Source organism: Prauserella sediminis (assembly GCF_014195435.1).
GTDB lineage: Bacteria > Actinomycetota > Actinomycetes > Mycobacteriales > Pseudonocardiaceae > Prauserella > Prauserella salsuginis.
The window spans coordinates 3,877,090-3,894,654 of the sequence record NZ_JACIBS010000001.1 but is presented as its reverse complement, the minus strand read 5'-3'; the positions used below and the strand labels follow the sequence as shown (position 1 = coordinate 3,894,654).

Below are 17,565 nucleotides of genomic sequence, written 5' to 3'. Positions count from 1 at the left end.
GCTTCTCAAAGGAGAGAACCATGACCGACACCGCGATCCCGCAGCAGTCCCTCGCCACCGATCCGCCCACGGTCAACCCGGCCGCGGACTCGGAGGCCAACACCCGCGCCAACTTCGCCGCCGCGCCGATGACCGGCGACGAGTACATCAACAGCCTCCGCGACGGCCGGGAGATCTACCTCCACGGCGAGCGGATCGACGACGTCACCACCCACCCGGCCTTCCGCAACCCGGTGCGGATGACGGCCCGGCTCTACGACGCGCTCCACACCGGTCCCCACGTCGACGAGCTGACCGCGCCGACCGACACCGGCAACGGCGGTGTGACCATGCCGTTCTTCAAGACACCGACCTCGTCCGCGGACCTGCTCAAGGAACGTGACGCGATCGCGCGCTGGGCCCGGCTGAGCTACGGGTGGATGGGCCGCTCCCCCGATTACAAGGCCAGCTTCCTCGGCACGCTGCACGCGAACCAGGAGCTGTACGCACCGTTCCAGGCCAACGCCGAACGCTGGTACCGCGAGTCCCAGGAGAAGGTCCTGTACTGGAACCACGCGATCATCAACCCGCCGGTCGACCGCAACCTGCCGCCCGACGAAGTAGGCGACGTCTACATGAAGGTGGAGAAGGAGACCGACGCGGGACTGATCGTCTCCGGAGCCAAGGTCGTCGCCACCGGCTCGGCCATCACCAACTACAACTTCATCGCCCACTACGGCCTGCCGATCAAGAAGAAGCAGTTCGCCCTGATCTGCACGGTGCCGATGGATGCGCCCGGGATCAAGCTGATCTGCCGGCCGTCGTACACCGAACAGGCCGCCAGGAACGGCACACCGTTCGACTATCCCCTGTCGAGCCGGATGGACGAGAACGACACCATCTTCGTCTTCGACCGGGTGCTCGTGCCGTGGGAGAACGTGTTCATGTACGGCGACGTCGATCGCATCAACGCGTTCTTCCCCCAGTCCGGATTCCTGCCGCGCTTCACGTTCCAGGGCGTCACCCGGCTGGCGGTCAAGCTCGACTTCATCGCAGGCCTGCTGCTCAAGGCGCTCGACGCCACCGGTTCCGGAGGATTCCGCGGCGTGCAGACCCGGGTCGGTGAGGTCATCGGCTGGCGCAACCTCTTCTGGTCGCTGAGCGAATCGATGGCCCGCGACCCCGAACCGTGGATCGGCGACGCGGTCATCCCGAAGCTCGAGTACGGGCTCACCTACCGGATGTTCATGATGCAGGGCTACCCGCGGGTCAAGGAGATCATCGAACAGGACGTGGCGTCCGGACTGATCTACCTGCCCTCCGGTGCGGCCGACTTCAAGAGCGACGCGGTGCGTCCGTACCTGGACAAGTACGTCCGCGGGTCCAACGGCATCACCGCCGTCGACCGGGTCAAGGTGATGAAGGCGCTCTGGGACTCGATCGGCAGCGAGTTCGGCGGCAGGCACGAGCTGTACGAGCGCAACTACTCCGGCAACCACGAGAACGTGAAGGCCGAGCTGCTGTTCGCCGCGCAGAACCGCGGCGGCGTCGCCCAGATGCGGGGGCTCGCCGAGGAGTTCCTCGACGAGTACGACCTCGACGGCTGGACGGTACCGGACCTGTTCTGACCGGCCGGCTCACCGCTCCGGCCCGGACGTGACCGGCCGGCGACCGCGCTGCGGCTGCGGCGGACACCCACGACGAGTGCCCGCCGCAGCCGCCCGCGCCCGGGGCGCGGTCACCGAACCGGTGGCCCGCATCCCGGGCGCGACCCGCGGGGCCGGTGCCGGGAATACGACGTCGCGTTCCCGACGCCGTATTCCCGGCACCGCGTTCACGAGTTCACTCGTCCGCCCCGGTTGATGGCCTCCCACACGCGGAACGGCGTGGTGGGCATGTCGATGTGATCCACGCCGAACGGTTGCAACGCATCGATGACCGCGTTCACGACCGCGGGGGTAGAGGCGATGGAACCCGACTCCCCCGCGCCCTTCACGCCGAGTGCGTTCGTCGGCGACGGCGTCACCGTGTGATCGAGCGTGAACCCGGGGAGCTCGGGGGCGGCCGCGACGAGATAGTCGGCGAGCGAGGCGCTCATGAGGTTCCCGTCGTCGTCGTAGACGGCGTCCTCGTAGAGAGCCTGGCCGATCCCCTGCGCGATACCGCCGTGCATCTGCCCGTCCACAATGGCCGGGTTGATCACGTTGCCGCAGTCGTCGACGCCGAAGTACTCGGGAATGGTGACCTTGCCGGTGTCGGTGTCGACCTCCACGACACACACGTGCGTGCCGAACGGGTAGGTGAAGTTCGGCGGGTCGAAGAACTGTTCCTCGGACAGGCCGGGCTCCATCCCCTCCGGCAGGTCCGCGGCCAGGTAGGCCGCACCGGCGACCTCCTGGATCGTCACGCTGCTGCCGGAGACCCCCGCGACCGAGAACGCGCCGTCGGAGAATTCGAGGTCCTGCTCAGCGGCCTCGAGCATGTGGGCGGCGAGCGTGCGCGCCTTGGCCAGCACCTTCTCACAGGCCAGGTGCACCGCGGTGCCACCGACCGCGGCACTGCGCGAGCCGTAGGTGTCCAGACCGTACGGTGACGACTGCGTGTCACCGTGGACGACCTCGACACTGTCCATGGGTACGCCGAGACGGTCGGCCACGATCTGAGCCCACGTCGTCTCGTGCCCTTGGCCGTGCGGCGACGTGCCCGTCACCACCTGGACCGCCCCGGTGGAGAGCATGCGCACGCTGGCCATCTCCCACCCCGGCGCTCCGAGCCGCAGGGCCGCGGTCATCTTCGAAGGGGACAGACCGCCGTTCTCGGTATAGCTGCACAGCCCGATCCCGAGCTGGACCGCCGCACCGGCCTCCCGCCTGCGACGCTGTTCGGCGCGCAACCGGTCGTAGCCGGCCAGTTCGAGGGCCTTGTCGAGCGCGACCTCGTAGTTGCCGGAGTCCATCTCCAGTCCTGCGGGAGTGGTGGCGCCGTTGTCGAAGGCGGGGTGGTAGTTCCGCCTGCGCACCTCGGCCGGGTCCATGCCAAGCCTGCGTGCCAGCGCGTCCATCGCGCGTTCCACACCGTAGATGCCCTCGGTCCTGCCCGCACCGCGGTACGAATCGGTCGGCGTCTTGTTCGTGAACACGCCCTTGCACTCGATCGAGAACGAACCGAAGGAGTACACGCCGGGGAAGATGAAGGCGCTCAACAGCGGGATCCCGGGCGTGAGGAGCTGCAGGTAGGCACCCATGTCGGCGAGGATCCGCACGCGCATGCCCAACAGGGTGCCGTCCTCGCGCGCGGCGAGTTCGACGTACTGCACCTGTCCCCGTCCGTGGGTCATGGTCTGACTGTCCTCCGAGCGCGTCGCCACCCACTTGACCGGCACGGACAGCCGCCGGGCCAGGACGATGCCGATGCATTCCTCGGGATAGACGTTCAGCTTGCCGCCGAATCCGCCCCCGACGTCGGGGGCGACCACGCGCAGGTTCTGCTCGGGCACCGAACACACGCCCGCCAGGACGCTGCGCAGGATGTGCGGGATCTGCGTCGAGGAGTACAGGGTGAAACCCGACCCCGTCGGTTCCGGCGTGACCACGACGGCGCGATCTTCCATCGGTGTGGGCTGCAGGCGTTGCTGGAGATACCGTTCCGACACGGTGACGTCCGCCGCGGCGAACGCCTGGTCCACGTCGCCGGTCGCCAGCGACCACGTGTAGCTCTCGTTGCTGTCGAACCGATCGTGCACCAGTGGCCCGCCCGCGAGGCTGTCCTCCACGTCGAGAGCCGGGTCGCCGGGCTCATAGTCGACGTCGATGTACTGGAGGGCGTCCTGTGCCGCGGCGGCGTCGGCCGCGGCGACCACCGCGACCGCCTCACCAGCGAATCGCACCTGGTCCACGGCGACGGGCAAGTGATCGGGGATCCGGATGTCCTCGGTCACGGGCCAGGCGCAGGGAATGCCCGCCCACTCGTTCGAGAGGTCCGCACCGGTGAACACGCCGACCACGCCGGGGCGCTGCGCCGCCTCCGAGACGTCAATCGACTGGATGCGGGCACGGGCGAACGGACTGCGCAGCACCGCGATGTGCACGGTGCCGGACGGCGCGATGTTACCGGTCCATCTGCCCTTGCCCGCCAGCAGCTGGGGATCCTCCTTGCGGGGGACCGCGGTCCCCACACTGGGGCGGAGCGTCTCGGTCATGGTTCACCCTCCTGCTACAGCGACGATCGGCGGTTCGGACGGGGACCGGGCATCCGACACGACGGCGGCGGTCCACAACGGACACGCCGGCGCCGGTGTCGCTACGTCGAGTCCGGCAACAGTTCCTCCAGCCACTTCGTGTGCACCGCCCCCGCACGGAGGTCGGGCTCGTCGAGGAGCCGCCGGTGCATCGACACCGTCGTGGGGACACCCTCCACCCGCAGTTCGGCGAGCGCCTGGCGGCCGCGCGCAAGGGCGGTGTCCCGGTCAGGACCGGAACAGATCAGCTTGGCGATCATCGAGTCGTAGAACGGGCTGATCCGATCGCCTGCGACGAAACCGGTGTCCACCCGAACCCCGGGCCCTCCCGGCAGATCCAACCTGGACAGATCGCCCGGCGTGGGCTGGAACCGGTTGTCCGGATCCTCGGCGTTGATGCGCAGCTCCACCGCGGCACCGCGGATCTGCACCTCGTCCTGGGAGAAGGAGACCGGCTCCCCCGCCGCGATGCGCAGCTGCTCGCTCACCAGATCGACCCCGGTGATGGCCTCGCTGATGGGATGTTCCACCTGGATGCGGGTGTTCATTTCGATGAAGAAGAACTCCCCAGACGGTGTCAGCAGGAACTCGACGGTTCCCGCACCCACGTAGCCGACCTGGCGCGCCAGCCGCACCGCCGCGTCGTTGATGCTCGCGCGCGTTTCGGCCGCCAGCCCGGGGGCCGGGGCTTCCTCGATGAGCTTCTGCCGGCGCCGCTGCACCGAACAGTCCCGTTCGAACGTGTGCACCACGTTGCCCGCGTGGTCGGCGAGGATCTGGACCTCGATGTGGCGGGCGCCGTCGATGGCCCGTTCCAGGTAGACGGTGTCGTCGCTGAACGCCGACCGGGCCTCGGCCTGCGCGGCGGGCAGCACTTCGGCCAGCTCGTCGCGAGACGCCACGGGCCGGATGCCCCGGCCTCCGCCACCGGCTGCCGCCTTGACGAGCACCGGATAACCGACGTCCTCGGCCGCCGCGAGCGCCTCGTCGACATCGCCGACCGCGCCGCTGCCGGGCACGACCGGCACCCCGGCCCGCTTGGCCGCGTCCCGTGCCGCAGCCTTGTCGCCCATCATCTCGATCGTCGACACCGCGGGACCGACGAACGTCAGACCTGCATCGGCGAACTCCTTGGCGGCACCCGGACGTTCGGACAGGAACCCGTACCCGGGGTGCACCGCGTCCGCACCGGTCGACACGGCCGCCTCGACGAGGGCCGCCGAGTTCAGATACGACTTCGCCGCGGCCGATTTGCCGATGTGCACGGCGGTGTCGGCCAACTGCACCCACCGGCCCTGCGCATCCGCATCGGAGTAGACGGCGACGGTCTCCAGACCGGCGGCGTGCGCGGCCCGGATGATGCGGACCGCGATCTCACCCCGGTTGGCCACCAGGACGCGCCTCATACCTCACCCAGCCGCACGATGTCCTGCCCCACGTCGACCTCGTCGCCGTCCTCCACGAGGAACTCGGCCACCGTTCCCGATTCGTCGGCCTTGACCTCGTTGAACGTCTTCATCACCTCGATCAGGGCGATGGTCTGTCCCTGGCTGATCTCCTCGCCGTCGTCGACGTAGGCGGGCTTCTCCGGCGCGGGCCGCCGGTAGAACACGCCCGGCATCTGAGCTTTGATCGTCGTCATCGTGTCGCTGCCTCCCTAGCGTGCGATCTCGCGGCGGACCCGTTCGATCCGCTCGCGGCGGTCCCGCCTGGCCGCCAACGCCGTGTCCAGGTCCACCGAGGTGAACTGCACGACGTCACCGGTCTTCGTCTGCGCGATGCGGTCCCGGTCGACCGAGATCACCGTCCCGATGGTCGCGTAGCCGCCGCCGGTCACGGCGTCGTTCAGCAGGACGATCGGCTCGTCACCGCCCGGTACCTGGATCGAACCGACCGGGTAGCCGAGGTCGACGACGTTGGCCGGGTCGCTGCCCGCACCGAACGGCTGCTCGCGGTCGGTGAAGTCGAGCTTGCCGCCCCGCAACCGGTACCCCACACGGTCGGCGTCCTTGGTGACCTTCCAGTCGGTACCGAGGAACGAGGCCAGCGCGTCCTCGGTCAACCGGTAGGAGCACAGCCCGATGACCGTGCGCAGTTCCGCCGGGCCGGCCAGCTCGGGACGGAGCTCCTCGGGCACGACTGCGCCGGGGCGGGCCGATCCGTCGCCCGATCCCAGCGGCAGCGTCTCGTCGTCGACGAGCTTGCGGCCCTGGTGCCCGCCGATCCCGGTCAACGTGTACGTCGACCGCGAACCCAGGTACACCGGCACGTCGATGCCTCCACTCACGGCGACGTACACTCGGCAGCCCGCGCGGATCATGGCGAACCCCAGCACGTCACCGGGTCCGACGCGGATCGCCGTCCACGGCTCGACGGGTTCGTCGTTGACCGTCACCGGCACGTCGGCACCGGTCACGGCCACCACTCGGTCGTCGGTGAACTCCAGCGTCGGGCCCACGTAGGTGCCTTCCAGCACCCCGGCACCGTCCGGGTTGCCCACCAGCATGTTGGCCACGACCGCCGAGTAGACGTCCATCGCACCGGAGGGCGGCATCCCCATGTGGTAATAGCCGAACCTGCCCGTGTCCTGCACCGTCGTGTACAGGCCACCGGCTCGCACCAGCAGCTCGCTCATCGGTACAGCACCTCCAGCAGCTCGCGATTGACCGCGTCGGGGTCGGCCAGCAGCGAGGCCGGCTCGAACTCGACCTCACGAATGCGGTAGCGGAACGTGCCGCTCTCCACCTCGGAACGGGTCGACTCGAACTCGGCCATGTCGATCGCCCGGTAGCGCAGCACGTCGTTCGCGTTGGGGAAGCTGATGTCGTCGGCGAAGTCGGGAAGGCTCTGCGACAGGTCGAACACCGGAGCGGGCGCCATGCCGAACATCTGGTAGCCGCCTGCGCCACGCACCGGGTAGACCACCGCGAAGGCACCGCCGAACCCGAACGTGCGTTCCGGGGTGTCGGTGCGGGGCCGGACGTATTTCGGTACCTGGATCTGCCGGTCCCTCGGCACCAGCTGGTAGCAGAACGGCAGTCCCGGCACGAAGCCCAGCATCGTGACGATCCACGGCGCACTCGTCATCGCGTCGATCACGCCCTGCACGCTGTCGAAGCCGTTGATGCGCGCCGCGTATTCCAGGTCGGTGGCCTCGGGGTCCTGGTGCCGGTCCCGGAACCGCATGAGCGTCTCGTGTGTCCACGGGTCGTTGAACAGGACCGGGACGTCCACCACCCGGGTCTTGAGCACGTAGTCGTCGGGCAGCGTCCCGACCGTGGACTCGAGCCGGCGCAACTCCTCGACCAGTTCACGCGGGTCGAGGCGGTCGGGGTCGACCTGAACCATGTAGGAGGCATTCGACGGGCAGATGTCGACAACCCCTTCGATGGCCTCCTCGCGCAGCGCATTGGTCACGGCCATCCCCGCGAAGTTCGCCTCCAGGCTCATCGCCTGGTCCAGCTCGACGAACACGAACTCGTCCCCGCCGTACTCGTAACGCGCAGGTGGCAGTTGGATCTTCTCGGTCATCACCACGCCTCCCAATGTGTCGGCGATCACAACACTGTGCCCGCTGTGGCCACCCTCCGCCAGTGAAACTCTGTACAAAACGGCTCCGCGGCACTGGACAGAATGTGTAAAACTGCTGGTTATGCCCACGGCGAGCGATCTGACCGGCAATCCACAGCTCGGACTCACGCTCCGCGCGGGCAGCGCCGGTGCGGACCGCCCCATCTCGTGGGTCCACGCCAGCGAGCTCACCGATCCCACCCAGTTCCTTTCCGGCAGCGAACTGCTGCTGACCACCGGCATCGCACTGCCGGAGACCGAGGACGGGCAGGCCGCCTACGTCGGCAGGCTCGCCGCGGCCGGGCTGTCGGGGCTCGGTTTCGGGATCCAACTCGGACACGACGAGATCCCGAAACCGCTGCTGGCGGCGGCCGAGGCGGCCCACCTGCCGGTACTCGAGGTCCCGCACCGCACGCCGTTCATCGAGATCAGCAAAGCCGTCTCGCAAGCGCTGGCGGACACCCGCAGCGCCGAGGCGCGGCGCTTCGAGACGGCTCGCAACGCGCTCACGACCGCGGCCGTGCACGGCGAGGACCTGGGCGGGCTGATCGGCAGGCTGGCCACCGAACTCGCCTGCTGGGCGGTGCTCCTGAGCCCCGACGGAACCGTGACGCAGGCGGAGCCCGCGGCTGCCGCCGAGCACGTACCGGCCCTGGCCCCCGACCTCGACCGGCTGCGCGCCGCACGCCTGCCCTCCAGCATCGGGTTGTCCGCCGACGGCGGACACGTCGCCGCTCATTCCCTGGGCGGCGGGCACAAGCTGGCGGGTTTCCTCGTCGTCGGCAGGGAACACGCCTTCGGCTCGACCGATCACCACATCACGCACGCAGCCGCCTCGTTGCTGTCCATCGCCTTGATCCGGACCCGGACCACTGCCGATACACGCTTGCGCACCACGGCGTTGAAACTGCTGCTCACGGGACACCGCACAGCCTTCGACGAACTCGCCGACCCGCTCGGCATGAGACTGCCCGACGAACCCGTCGTGGTTCTCGCCGGATCGGGTCACTCCCCCACCCTGGTGGACGGCGGCGCCTCATCGGACCTGCTGGCCGGGGAGCTCGACGGCGAGCTGATCGCCGTGGCGTCCGCGTCGCAACAGTTGCCGTCCGCACGCCACCTGGGCGTGTCGCCGCCGACCGGGTTGGACGGGCTGCCGGCCGCCTACCGGCAGGCCAGGCAGGCCCTCTCCGAGGCCACCCGCCGCGGCACGGCGGTGGTCCGGTTCGACGACCTCGGCGTCGGGCTGCTGCGTGACGTCGCCGACCAGGGCGTCGTCACCCGGGCCGAGGCGATGCTGCGCCCGTTGTACGACCACGACGCCGGGCAGCGCGGTGAGCTGGTGCGGTCGCTGCGCAGCTGGCTCGCCCACCACGGCCACTGGGACCCCGCTGCGGCGGAACTCGGCGTGCACCGCCACACGCTCCGGCACCGGATGAGCAAGGTGGCCGCACTGCTGGACTGCAATGTGGACTCACCCGACGTCCGCGCACAGCTCTGGCTGGCCATCCGGCTCGTGGCCTAGCGGCGGGGCGGTCCGGTGCCGCGTCGGCGGCGGCGAAGTAGCCCGGAACGGTGGCGCGGCCTCCGCACCTGCGCGCCGGTGCGGAGGCCGCCGCGACCTGCCGGTTCCGCGGGCGGTGCTGCATCTCGCGCCGCGCATTGTCGCGTCAGCACAGCGACAATTGGCCAGAACGTCCATTCCCACACCGGCCGCGGAAGACCTACCGTTGCCCGTTCCCGACGTGAAAGGACAGGCCATGAAGACAGTCATCGACCTCAACGCGGACGCAGGCGAGAGCTTCGGCCGATGGAAACTCGGGAACGACGCCGCGCTGCTTCCCCAGGTCAGTTCCGTCAACGTCGCCTGCGGCTGGCACGCGGGCGATCCGGGGACCATGCGCCGGTCGGTGGAACTGGCCGTGTCCAACGGTGTCGCACTCGGTGCGCACCCCGGCTTCCCCGACCTCGCCGGATTCGGCCGCCGTGCCATGGCGCTGAGCCCCGCCGAAGCCGCCGACGCCTGCCTGTACCAGTACGGTGCGCTGCGCGCCTTCGCCGACGAAGCAGGCGTCCCCATCGCCCACGTCAAACCGCACGGCGCGCTCTACGGGCTGACATTGCGTGACCCGGACGTGGCCGCCGCCGTAGCCGAATCCGTCACGAAGGCCGATCCGAACGTCCTGCTCGTCCTGCTGGCCGGGCCCACCGCACAGCGGGTGCTCGCCGACGGCTATCCGGTCGCCCGCGAGGCCTTCGCCGACCTCGACTACGACGACAACGGGCACATCATCATCGAACCCGTTCCGGAGGCCAAGGACCCCGACGTCTGCGCCCAGCAGGCCATCGACGTCCTGCGCGGCGGTGTCACCTCGGTCAACGGCAAGGCGATCGACGTCGACGCCGACACGATCTGCCTGCACGGCGATCGTCCGAACTCCCCCGACATCGCCAGGGCGATCCGTGCACGGTTCGAGCAGCACGGGGTGGCCACGGCGACGATGCACGACGTCGTCGCCGGTCGGAAGGGGTGACACGGGTCCGCGATCGGCGTCGGACCGGCGGTTCGCAACGTCGGCCGGTCCCGGCGCATCGCGCGGGCAGCGTCTCCTTGCGCAACGGGCGTATCATCGACCGACAGGGGTTCACCGACCGGGGAGCCGCCATGTGGATCGAGATCCTGAGCGCGATAGGAATCGTCGGCGCCGTCGGACTCGCGGCGAGCGTCCGGATCGTACGGCAGTACGAGCGTGGGCTCGTCTTCCGCTTCGGCAGGGTGCTCCGCGCACCCACCGAGCCCGGTATCAGGCTGCTCGTACCCGGCGTCGATCGTATGACCAAGGTCAACATGCAGATCGTGACGCTGCCCGTACCGGGTCAGGACGGCATCACCCGCGACAACGTGACCGTGCGCGTCGATGCCGTCGTCTACTTCAAGGTGGTCGATCCGGTACAGGCGATCGTCGGCGTCGAGAATTACCGGTTCGCGATGCTGCAGGTCGCGCAGGCGAGCCTGCGCAGGATCATCGGGGAGAGCAGTCTCGACGACCTGTTGTCCAACCGGCAACGGCTCAACGAAGGGCTCGAGCTGATGATCGACAGCCCGGCTCTGGGCTGGGGCATCCACATCGATCGCGTGGAGATCAAGGACGTCGCACTGCCCGAGACGATGAAACGCGCCATGTCACGGCAGGCGGAGGCCGAGCGCGAACGCCGGGGCCGAGTGATCGCCGCCGAAGGCGAGCTGCAGGCCTCGGAGAAGTTGGCCGAGGCGGCCGAACGGATGGCCGACACTCCCGCGGCCCTGCAACTGCGCCTGCTGGAGACCGTGGTGGAGGTCGCGGCGGAGAAGAACTCCACGCTCGTGTTGCCCTTCCCCGTCGAACTGCTGCAGTTCCTCGACAGCAAGTCCACGGGCAACCGCGGGCACGGCGCGGACGTCCCGCAGCAGGCACGCACCGAACGCGACGCGAGCGGCCGGAACGACGGAGCCGACGGCGAGCTCGACAGGACGGACAACCGTTCTCCCGAACGCACGACGTGAACCCCTGACATCTGTCACGGGGCATCGATGACGCCGGCCCTAGGACCACCGCCGTGGCACCGGCAAGACTGCGGAGCATGGTTCAGGAATCCGTCATCTCCGCCCGGAACGTGCACATGTCGTTCCCCGACGGCACCGGCGGCCACATCCGCGCCGTCGACGGGGTCGACCTCGAGGTAGCGCGCGGAGAAGTACTCGCCCTGCTGGGCCCCAACGGAGCAGGCAAGACGACGCTGCTCGACATCCTGCTGGGACTCACCACCGCCCGATCCGGCGACGTCAGCGTCGGTGGCCAGCCGCCGCGGGCCGCCGTGCAGACCGGCAGGCTCTCCGCGCTGCTCCAGACCGGAGGGCTGCTGCCCGATCTGACCGCAGCCGAAACGGTGCGGATGATCGCCGCGCTGCACGCCGCTCCGGCCGACGTCGACGAGGTCATCGACATCGCGGGCGTACGGCCGTTCGCCTCACGGCAGGTCGGCAAGTGCTCGGGCGGCCAGCAGCAGCGACTGCGCTTCGCGCTCGCGCTGCTTCCCCGCCCGGAAATCATCGTGCTCGATGAGCCCACGGCGGGAATGGACGTCTCCGCGCGGCACGAGTTCTGGGACCGGATGCGAGCACAGGCGGACGAGGGCATCACGGTCATCTTCGCCACCCACTACCTGGAGGAGGCAGAACAGTTCGCACGCCGGACGGTGCTGATGAACAGCGGCCGTGTGCTCGCCGATGGACCCACCGACGAGGTGCGGGCCCGAGCAGGTGCCGCGTACGTGACGGTGACCTGGGATCCGGCGGCCGACGAGCTCGAGCAGCTGCCGTTCGTGATCCGAACGACCCGGGAGGGGGCCCGGATCACCTTCCGCACCGAACGGCCCGATGAACTCGCCCGGCATCTGCTCACGAGCACGGACGCACACGGTCTCACCGTGCGGCCGGCCAGTCTCGAGGAGGCGTTCCGCCTGCTCACCGAGGAATCCACCGACACGGGCGCCCCCGAGCGCCCGGCGACCGCCGCCCCCGAGGAGGTCTCGGCATGACGACCGCGACGAGCCCGCACAACCACGTCCGGGGCGGCTACAGCCTGGGCAGGTACATCGCCATGGACTTCTGGCGGAACCTGCGCAACATCGGCAACAGCTTCTTCGTGATCGTCCTGCCCACCGCGCTGTTCCTGTTCTTCGGCGCTTCGATGGACTGGTCCGGCGAACCGGTGGGCGTGGGCAACGTCAGCGCCTGGACCATGATCGCCATCGCCTCGTACGGCGCGGCCATGGCCACGACGTCGATGGCCGGATCGGCGGCGCTCGAGATCCAGCAGGGCTGGGGCAGGCAGCTCGCGCTGACGGCCATGCCGCACGGGGCTTTCATCGTCGCCAAGGCCGCAATCGCCGTGGCGACCGCGGCGCTGCCGGTGCTGGTCCTCAACCTGGCCGGGATCTTCACGGTGGCCGACATGCCACCGGGCGTCTGGCTGGCCACCGTCGGGCTGACGATCGCCGGATCGCTCCCGTTCGCCTTCTACGGCCTGGCGGTCGGGTTGAGCTTCCGGTCCGACGCCGCCGTCGGAGCGGCGACCGGGTTGCTGGTGATCTTCAGTTTTCTGGGCAACGCGTTCACACCACTGGACGGGGTGCTGCTCGACATCGGCCGATTCACCCCGATGTACGGGATCGTCGCACTGGCCCGCTATCCGCTCACCGGGGGCGACCTCGTCTCCATGGGCGGAACGTCCGGCAGCGATCCACTGTGGATGGTTCTGACGAACGTCGCCGCGTGGACCGTCGTGTTCGCCGTCGCGTGCCTGTTGCTGCAGCGCCGGCGAACCACCCGGCACTGATACCGGACGCGACGGGCATCGGGCAGGATCGGGGCCATGGGGATGCGCATCTTCCGGTTGTTGTACGCAGGGGTATGGCTGGTGTTCCTCGCCATCCCCGTGACCTCCATCGCCACGTCGGAGGCCACGGGGGGCCTGCGGCTGCTCGCGCTCGCCGCCACGGCGTGCTTCGTCGTGGTCTATCTGGGGGTGTTCTGGCACGACGCCGAGGACGGCAACGCCGCGCAGGTGCGACGCCGGATCATCGTCCGAATCGTCGTACTGGCGATCCTGGCCGCCGCAACCGTGCCCGCAGCCGGGTACACGGCGGTCACGTTCGCCACCTTCCTCACCGCGGCGTTGGTGTTCAGCCTCCCGCTGCGGTCCGGGCTGGTCAGCGGCGTCGCGGTGTGGGCGGCCGCCTGCGTGATCGCGCTGCCGTTCGCCGACACGTGGTGGCCCACCTTCGGCACGGGGCTCGGTGTGGTGTTCATCGTGGTCATCCGCCTGGCGGACCACCACGAACACCGGCAGCTCGACACCGAGGAGGAGTTGCGCCATGCCGCTCAGCGCGACGCCATCGCCCGTGACGTCCACGACGTGCTCGGACATTCGCTGACCGTGCTGTCCATCCGCGCGCAGCTGGCAAGGAGGATGATCGACATCGACCCGGAGCGGGCACGGGAGGAGATCGACCGCATCGACTCGCTGGCCCGCGAATCGCTCGGGCAGGTGCGCTCGACCGTGGCGCGGCTGCGCACGCCGTTGCTGGCCTCGGAGGCGGAGACGGCGCGGGAGGTACTGGCGGCCGCCGGGATCACGGCCGACGTCGACGTGCACGCCGTCGAGGGGGCGGACGCGGAGCTCTTCGCCTGGGCACTGCGGGAAGCGGTGACCAACGTGGTCCGTCATTCGCAGGCCTCGACCTGCCGCGTCAGCGTCCGGCCGGGACGGTTGCGGGTCGAGGACGACGGCGTCGGCACCGGCGACGAAACCCGCGGCGGCGGCTCGGGGCTGCGCGGACTGCGGGAACGGGCGTCGACGGCCGGGGCGTGGCTGACCCTGTCGTCGCGCTGTGACGATGACGAGCGCCCCGGAACGGTGTTGGAGGTGGGCCGCGCGTGATTCGACTGCTTCTCGCCGACGACCAGGATCTGGTCCGCGGCGGGCTGGCCGCTCTGCTGTCGTTGGAGCGCGACCTCGACGTCGTCGCGGAGGTCGGGCGCGGCGACCAGGTGCTGCGCGCGGTGACCGAGCACGAACCCGATGTCGCGCTGATCGACATCGAGATGGCGGGCGGCGACGGGATCGATGCGACCGCGGCGGTGACCGCGTCGGGATCGCGCTGCCGGTGCCTGATCGTGACCACCTTCGGCAGGCCGGGATACCTGCGCAGGGCCATGGAGGCCGGGGCAGCCGGGTTCGTCGTCAAGGACACCCCCGCGGACCAGCTCGCGCAGGTCGTGCGCCGCGTGGCCGGCGGGGAGCGAGTGGTCGATCCCGCGCTGGCGGCCGATTCCCTCGCGGGAGGCATCGACCCCCTCACCGACCGCGAACGGGAGGTGCTGCGTGCAGCCGCCGACGGTGCGTCGGTGCGCACCGTCGCCGCGCAGCTGCACCTGTCCCCCGGTACGGTGCGCAACCACCTCTCCTCGGCCATCGGTAAGACCGAGGCGGAGAACCGCTACGCCGCGGCGCGGCTTGCCCGCGATCGGGGGTGGATCTGACGTGACCGTGCGAACGGCCGGGCAGGGGGCGGCCGTTCGCGCGGTCACGTCGCGCGCAGTGCGTACAACGCGATTCCTGCCGCAACACTCACGTTGAGCGAGCTCTTCTGCCCGTACATGGGGATCTGCAGCAGCAGGTCGCACCGGGACCGGAGGTCCGGGTCGATGCCGCGCACCTCGTCCCCCAGCACCAGGGCGACCTTCGCCCCGGGCGAGTAGTCGCCCAGGATCACGGCGTTCGGGTCGATCTCCAGGCCGGCGATCGTGTAACCCTCACCGCGCAGCGAGTCGAGCAGGGTGTGGACGTCGTCGTGCCGCTGCAGCGGCATGGTCCGTTCCGCGCCCGCGGCGGCCTTGGCGAGCCTGCGCGTCTGCCGTGCCGCCACCACGGGGTCTCGTTCGTCGCCCGGATGCTGCGGGTACGGGGTGAACCCGGTGATGTGCACCGTGTCCACGGCGAAGACCTCCCCGGTCCGCAGCAACGAACCGACGTTGTGCGCCGAGCGCAGGTTGTGCGCGACCACGACGATGCGGCGTTCATGGTGTTCACCGGAGGTGCCGCACGGGTCCGCGGCGCCGACCCCGCCACGGGAGTCATGCTGGGTGGACGTGTCGGGCGCCTCCGCCGGGGTGCCGAGCCGTGCAGGAGCGCTGGGATGATCGTGCGTGTCGGGCTGTCCGGGAGTACTCACGGCACAGGAACGCTAGCAGGCCGCTGCCCCGGACTCTCCGGCGTCGTCGACACCCTTGGGCTGCAGGGGCTCGCTCCGGAGTTGCGGACCCCGGACGAGCGCCATCGGCAGACGGTCGCCGCAGCCGGCCGGCGATGGTCGCCGGCCGGCTGCGGTGTCCCGACCGGAGCGACATGTCGCCGGCCCATGAGCGAACGGTTCCCTCACGGGCCGGCGAGACGCGGTCTGTCGGCTCGGTCTACACCGCTTCCGCGACGGACTCGCCGGCCTTCGCCTCACTGGGCGACTGACGGACGAGCAGACTGCCGACCACGCAGATCGCCAGGTTGAGCACCAGGCCGATGAGTCCACCGTGCACCCCGTAGAGCGTTTCCACTCCGGTGAGCGTCATCGTGCTCGCGAGGACGGCGCCGGCTGCCATCCCCCAGAACACCGGGCCGGAGGCGAGCCGTCGCCAGTACAGCCCCAGAACGAAAGCCGGAGCCAGCTGCACGAGCAGCTCGATCTTGAGCACGAAGATCTCGACGAGGGTGGCGGGCGGGTTCCAGGCGAGCAGGAGGAGAGCGAACACCACCACGACCCCGACACCCTTGCCGATGATCACCTGCCGATGCTCACCGATCTCTCGTTTGGCATACCGGGCGTAGAGGTCCTTGGACACGAGGGACGAGAAGCTCAGCAACGCCGAATCCGATGTCGACACGATGGCCGCGACAATGCCACCGACGAACAGCAGCATCACGACGTAGAACACCGGGTTGATACCGGCCACCGCATTGGTGAGCCTGCCGACGAGTTGCTCCGACTCGTCGTCGGACAGCCCGGGGAAGATCTGCGTGGACAGCAGTCCGACGCAGAAGACCGCACCGGCGGTGATCAGCGGCATCCAGACCATCCGCTTCAACGAACGTTTGAGGGTCCGTTCGCTGCGCGCCGAGTAGATCCGCTGGATCGCGTGCGGATACATCGCGATACCGATGCCCACGAGCAGAATCATCGAGAACCAGTTCACCGACTCTTCCAGTGGCGGAACGGCGACCGCATCCGGACGCTGCTCCACCAGATACTGCGTGGTCTCGGACCAGGATCCGCCCGCGAGCACGAAGCCGCCGATCAGCAGGGCGACGATACCGACCAGCAGTGCGATCCCCTGCATCACGTCGGTCAGCGCCACCGCCCGCATTCCGCCCATCCACGAGTAGATCAGCATCACGAAGACGAACACCAGTACACCGACCTGGTACGGCACGGTGTCACCGGTCAGGCCCGAGATCGCCTGACCCATGGCGATGAGCTGTTCGAGCAGGTAGCTGGCCAGTCCCCACAGCATGAGCACGGTGGCGAGCAACGCGACCGCGGGGGACGAGAACCGGTGCCGAACCCAATCGGTCGGCGTGATGAAGGAGTGCTTCTTCGCCACCGCGTACAGGCGCGGCGCGAACAACAGGTATCCGGCCATCACCACGGTGAAGAACGTGACCGACTGCCACCAGGGGAATCCCACTCGGTAGGCCTGAGGGGCGTAGCCGATGACCGTGTTCCCGCTGTACTGCGTGGCGTAGAGCGTGAAGAACAACACCAGGACGCCGAGATTGCCCCCGGCCAGGTAGTAATTCTTCATGCTGTGCCGCATATTCGGCTGGCGACGGCCGGAGAAGTAGCCGATGAGCAACATGAGAACGGCGAAACCCAGCAGAACGCCGATCCCCGTCCAGCCGCCGAAGGTCAGGTTCTCCACGACTCGCTCCCGTCCGTCGATGCCTCCGCGGTGTCGGCTTCCTCGGCGTCTTCCACCAGGTTCCAGTGCTTGGACAGGGCCCAGTGCAGGAAGCCGCACACCCCGATCGACGACGCCACCGCGACCAGCGTCCACACGGGCAACCCGAACACGAGCGGGTGCAGCGTTCCCGGCGGTAGATACCACGGGATGCCCACCAGAACGATCGCGAGGAGGCCGATCCAAATCCACGGATTACGGATCGGCTCCCTCCGCCGCGATGGGG

General features: G+C 69.2%; 16 protein-coding genes. 8 read left to right on the top strand and 8 right to left on the bottom strand.

Translation table 11 applies throughout. The features are described 5' to 3' along the window. The first annotated feature begins 128 nt into the window (after positions 1-128). The gene (locus FB384_RS17660) at positions 129-1,607 is read left to right on the top strand and encodes a 4-hydroxyphenylacetate 3-hydroxylase family protein (RefSeq protein ID WP_228726466.1); all 1,479 of its coding nucleotides are present in this window, start codon (positions 129-131) and stop codon (positions 1,605-1,607) included. A gap of 206 nt (positions 1,608-1,813) precedes the next feature. Here FB384_RS17660 and FB384_RS17655 read toward each other — a convergent pair whose 3' ends face one another. The 5 genes from FB384_RS17655 to FB384_RS17635 form a co-directional block, all read right to left on the bottom strand. Continuing rightward, a complete protein-coding gene (locus tag FB384_RS17655; protein WP_183784484.1) occupies positions 1,814-4,177 on the bottom strand; it encodes a xanthine dehydrogenase family protein molybdopterin-binding subunit in 2,364 nt (787 codons plus the stop codon). Between the two features lie 101 nt (positions 4,178-4,278). After that, positions 4,279-5,622 carry an acetyl-CoA carboxylase biotin carboxylase subunit gene (locus tag FB384_RS17650; protein WP_183784483.1) on the bottom strand — a complete coding sequence of 448 codons (1,344 nt, stop codon included), beginning with the start codon at positions 5,620-5,622 and terminating at the stop codon, positions 4,279-4,281. Continuing rightward, entirely contained in the window at positions 5,619-5,858 is a 240-nt protein-coding gene (locus FB384_RS17645) for an acetyl-CoA carboxylase (protein WP_183784481.1), read from the bottom strand. The genes FB384_RS17650 and FB384_RS17645 overlap by 4 nt, the downstream gene beginning before the upstream one ends. 15 nt (positions 5,859-5,873) lie before the next feature. Continuing rightward, positions 5,874-6,851 (bottom strand): 5-oxoprolinase subunit C family protein, encoded by a 978-nt coding sequence (locus FB384_RS17640; RefSeq protein WP_183784479.1) that lies wholly within the window; start codon positions 6,849-6,851, stop codon positions 5,874-5,876. After that, positions 6,848-7,747, bottom strand: coding sequence for a 5-oxoprolinase subunit B family protein (locus tag FB384_RS17635; RefSeq protein WP_183784477.1), 900 nt, complete (start codon positions 7,745-7,747; stop codon positions 6,848-6,850). The genes FB384_RS17640 and FB384_RS17635 overlap by 4 nt, the downstream gene beginning before the upstream one ends. A gap of 121 nt (positions 7,748-7,868) precedes the next feature. Here FB384_RS17635 and FB384_RS17630 point away from each other — a divergent pair, with 121 nt between their 5' ends. From FB384_RS17630 to FB384_RS17600, 7 genes are all read left to right on the top strand, one after another. Continuing rightward, a complete protein-coding gene (locus FB384_RS17630; protein ID WP_183784475.1) occupies positions 7,869-9,311 on the top strand; it encodes a PucR family transcriptional regulator in 1,443 nt (480 codons plus the stop codon). Between the two features lie 235 nt (positions 9,312-9,546). Next, the gene (locus FB384_RS17625; RefSeq protein WP_183784473.1) at positions 9,547-10,320 is read left to right on the top strand and encodes a LamB/YcsF family protein; all 774 of its coding nucleotides are present in this window, start codon (positions 9,547-9,549) and stop codon (positions 10,318-10,320) included. A gap of 131 nt (positions 10,321-10,451) precedes the next feature. Then, entirely contained in the window at positions 10,452-11,330 is an 879-nt protein-coding gene (locus FB384_RS17620) for a slipin family protein (RefSeq protein WP_183784470.1), read from the top strand. A 77-nt stretch (positions 11,331-11,407) separates the two neighbouring features. Then, positions 11,408-12,364, top strand: a complete 957-nt coding sequence (locus tag FB384_RS17615; RefSeq protein WP_183784468.1) for an ABC transporter ATP-binding protein — start codon at positions 11,408-11,410, stop codon at positions 12,362-12,364. Continuing rightward, a complete protein-coding gene (locus FB384_RS17610; RefSeq protein ID WP_221212778.1) occupies positions 12,361-13,164 on the top strand; it encodes an ABC transporter permease in 804 nt (267 codons plus the stop codon). The genes FB384_RS17615 and FB384_RS17610 overlap by 4 nt, the downstream gene beginning before the upstream one ends. A gap of 36 nt (positions 13,165-13,200) precedes the next feature. Then, positions 13,201-14,268, top strand: a complete 1,068-nt coding sequence (locus FB384_RS17605) for a sensor histidine kinase (RefSeq protein WP_183784466.1) — start codon at positions 13,201-13,203, stop codon at positions 14,266-14,268. Further along, positions 14,265-14,870, top strand: coding sequence for a response regulator (locus FB384_RS17600; protein WP_183784464.1), 606 nt, complete (start codon positions 14,265-14,267; stop codon positions 14,868-14,870). Before FB384_RS17605 ends, FB384_RS17600 begins: the two co-directional genes overlap by 4 nt. Positions 14,871-14,914: 44 nt before the next feature. On the opposite strand, the gene FB384_RS17595 is transcribed toward FB384_RS17600, so the two are convergent. The 3 genes from FB384_RS17595 to FB384_RS17585 all read right to left on the bottom strand — a co-directional run bounded on the left by FB384_RS17595 (position 14,915) and on the right by FB384_RS17585 (position 17,497). Further along, complete coding sequence (locus tag FB384_RS17595) at positions 14,915-15,562, bottom strand: TrmH family RNA methyltransferase (RefSeq protein ID WP_258937674.1); 648 nt, start codon at positions 15,560-15,562, stop codon at positions 14,915-14,917. Between the two features lie 238 nt (positions 15,563-15,800). Further along, entirely contained in the window at positions 15,801-17,300 is a 1,500-nt protein-coding gene (locus FB384_RS17590) for a sodium:solute symporter family protein (RefSeq protein ID WP_183784462.1), read from the bottom strand. Then, entirely contained in the window at positions 17,288-17,497 is a 210-nt protein-coding gene (locus tag FB384_RS17585) for a hypothetical protein (protein ID WP_221212777.1), read from the bottom strand. The genes FB384_RS17590 and FB384_RS17585 overlap by 13 nt, the downstream gene beginning before the upstream one ends. Positions 17,498-17,565: the final 68 nt, after the last annotated feature.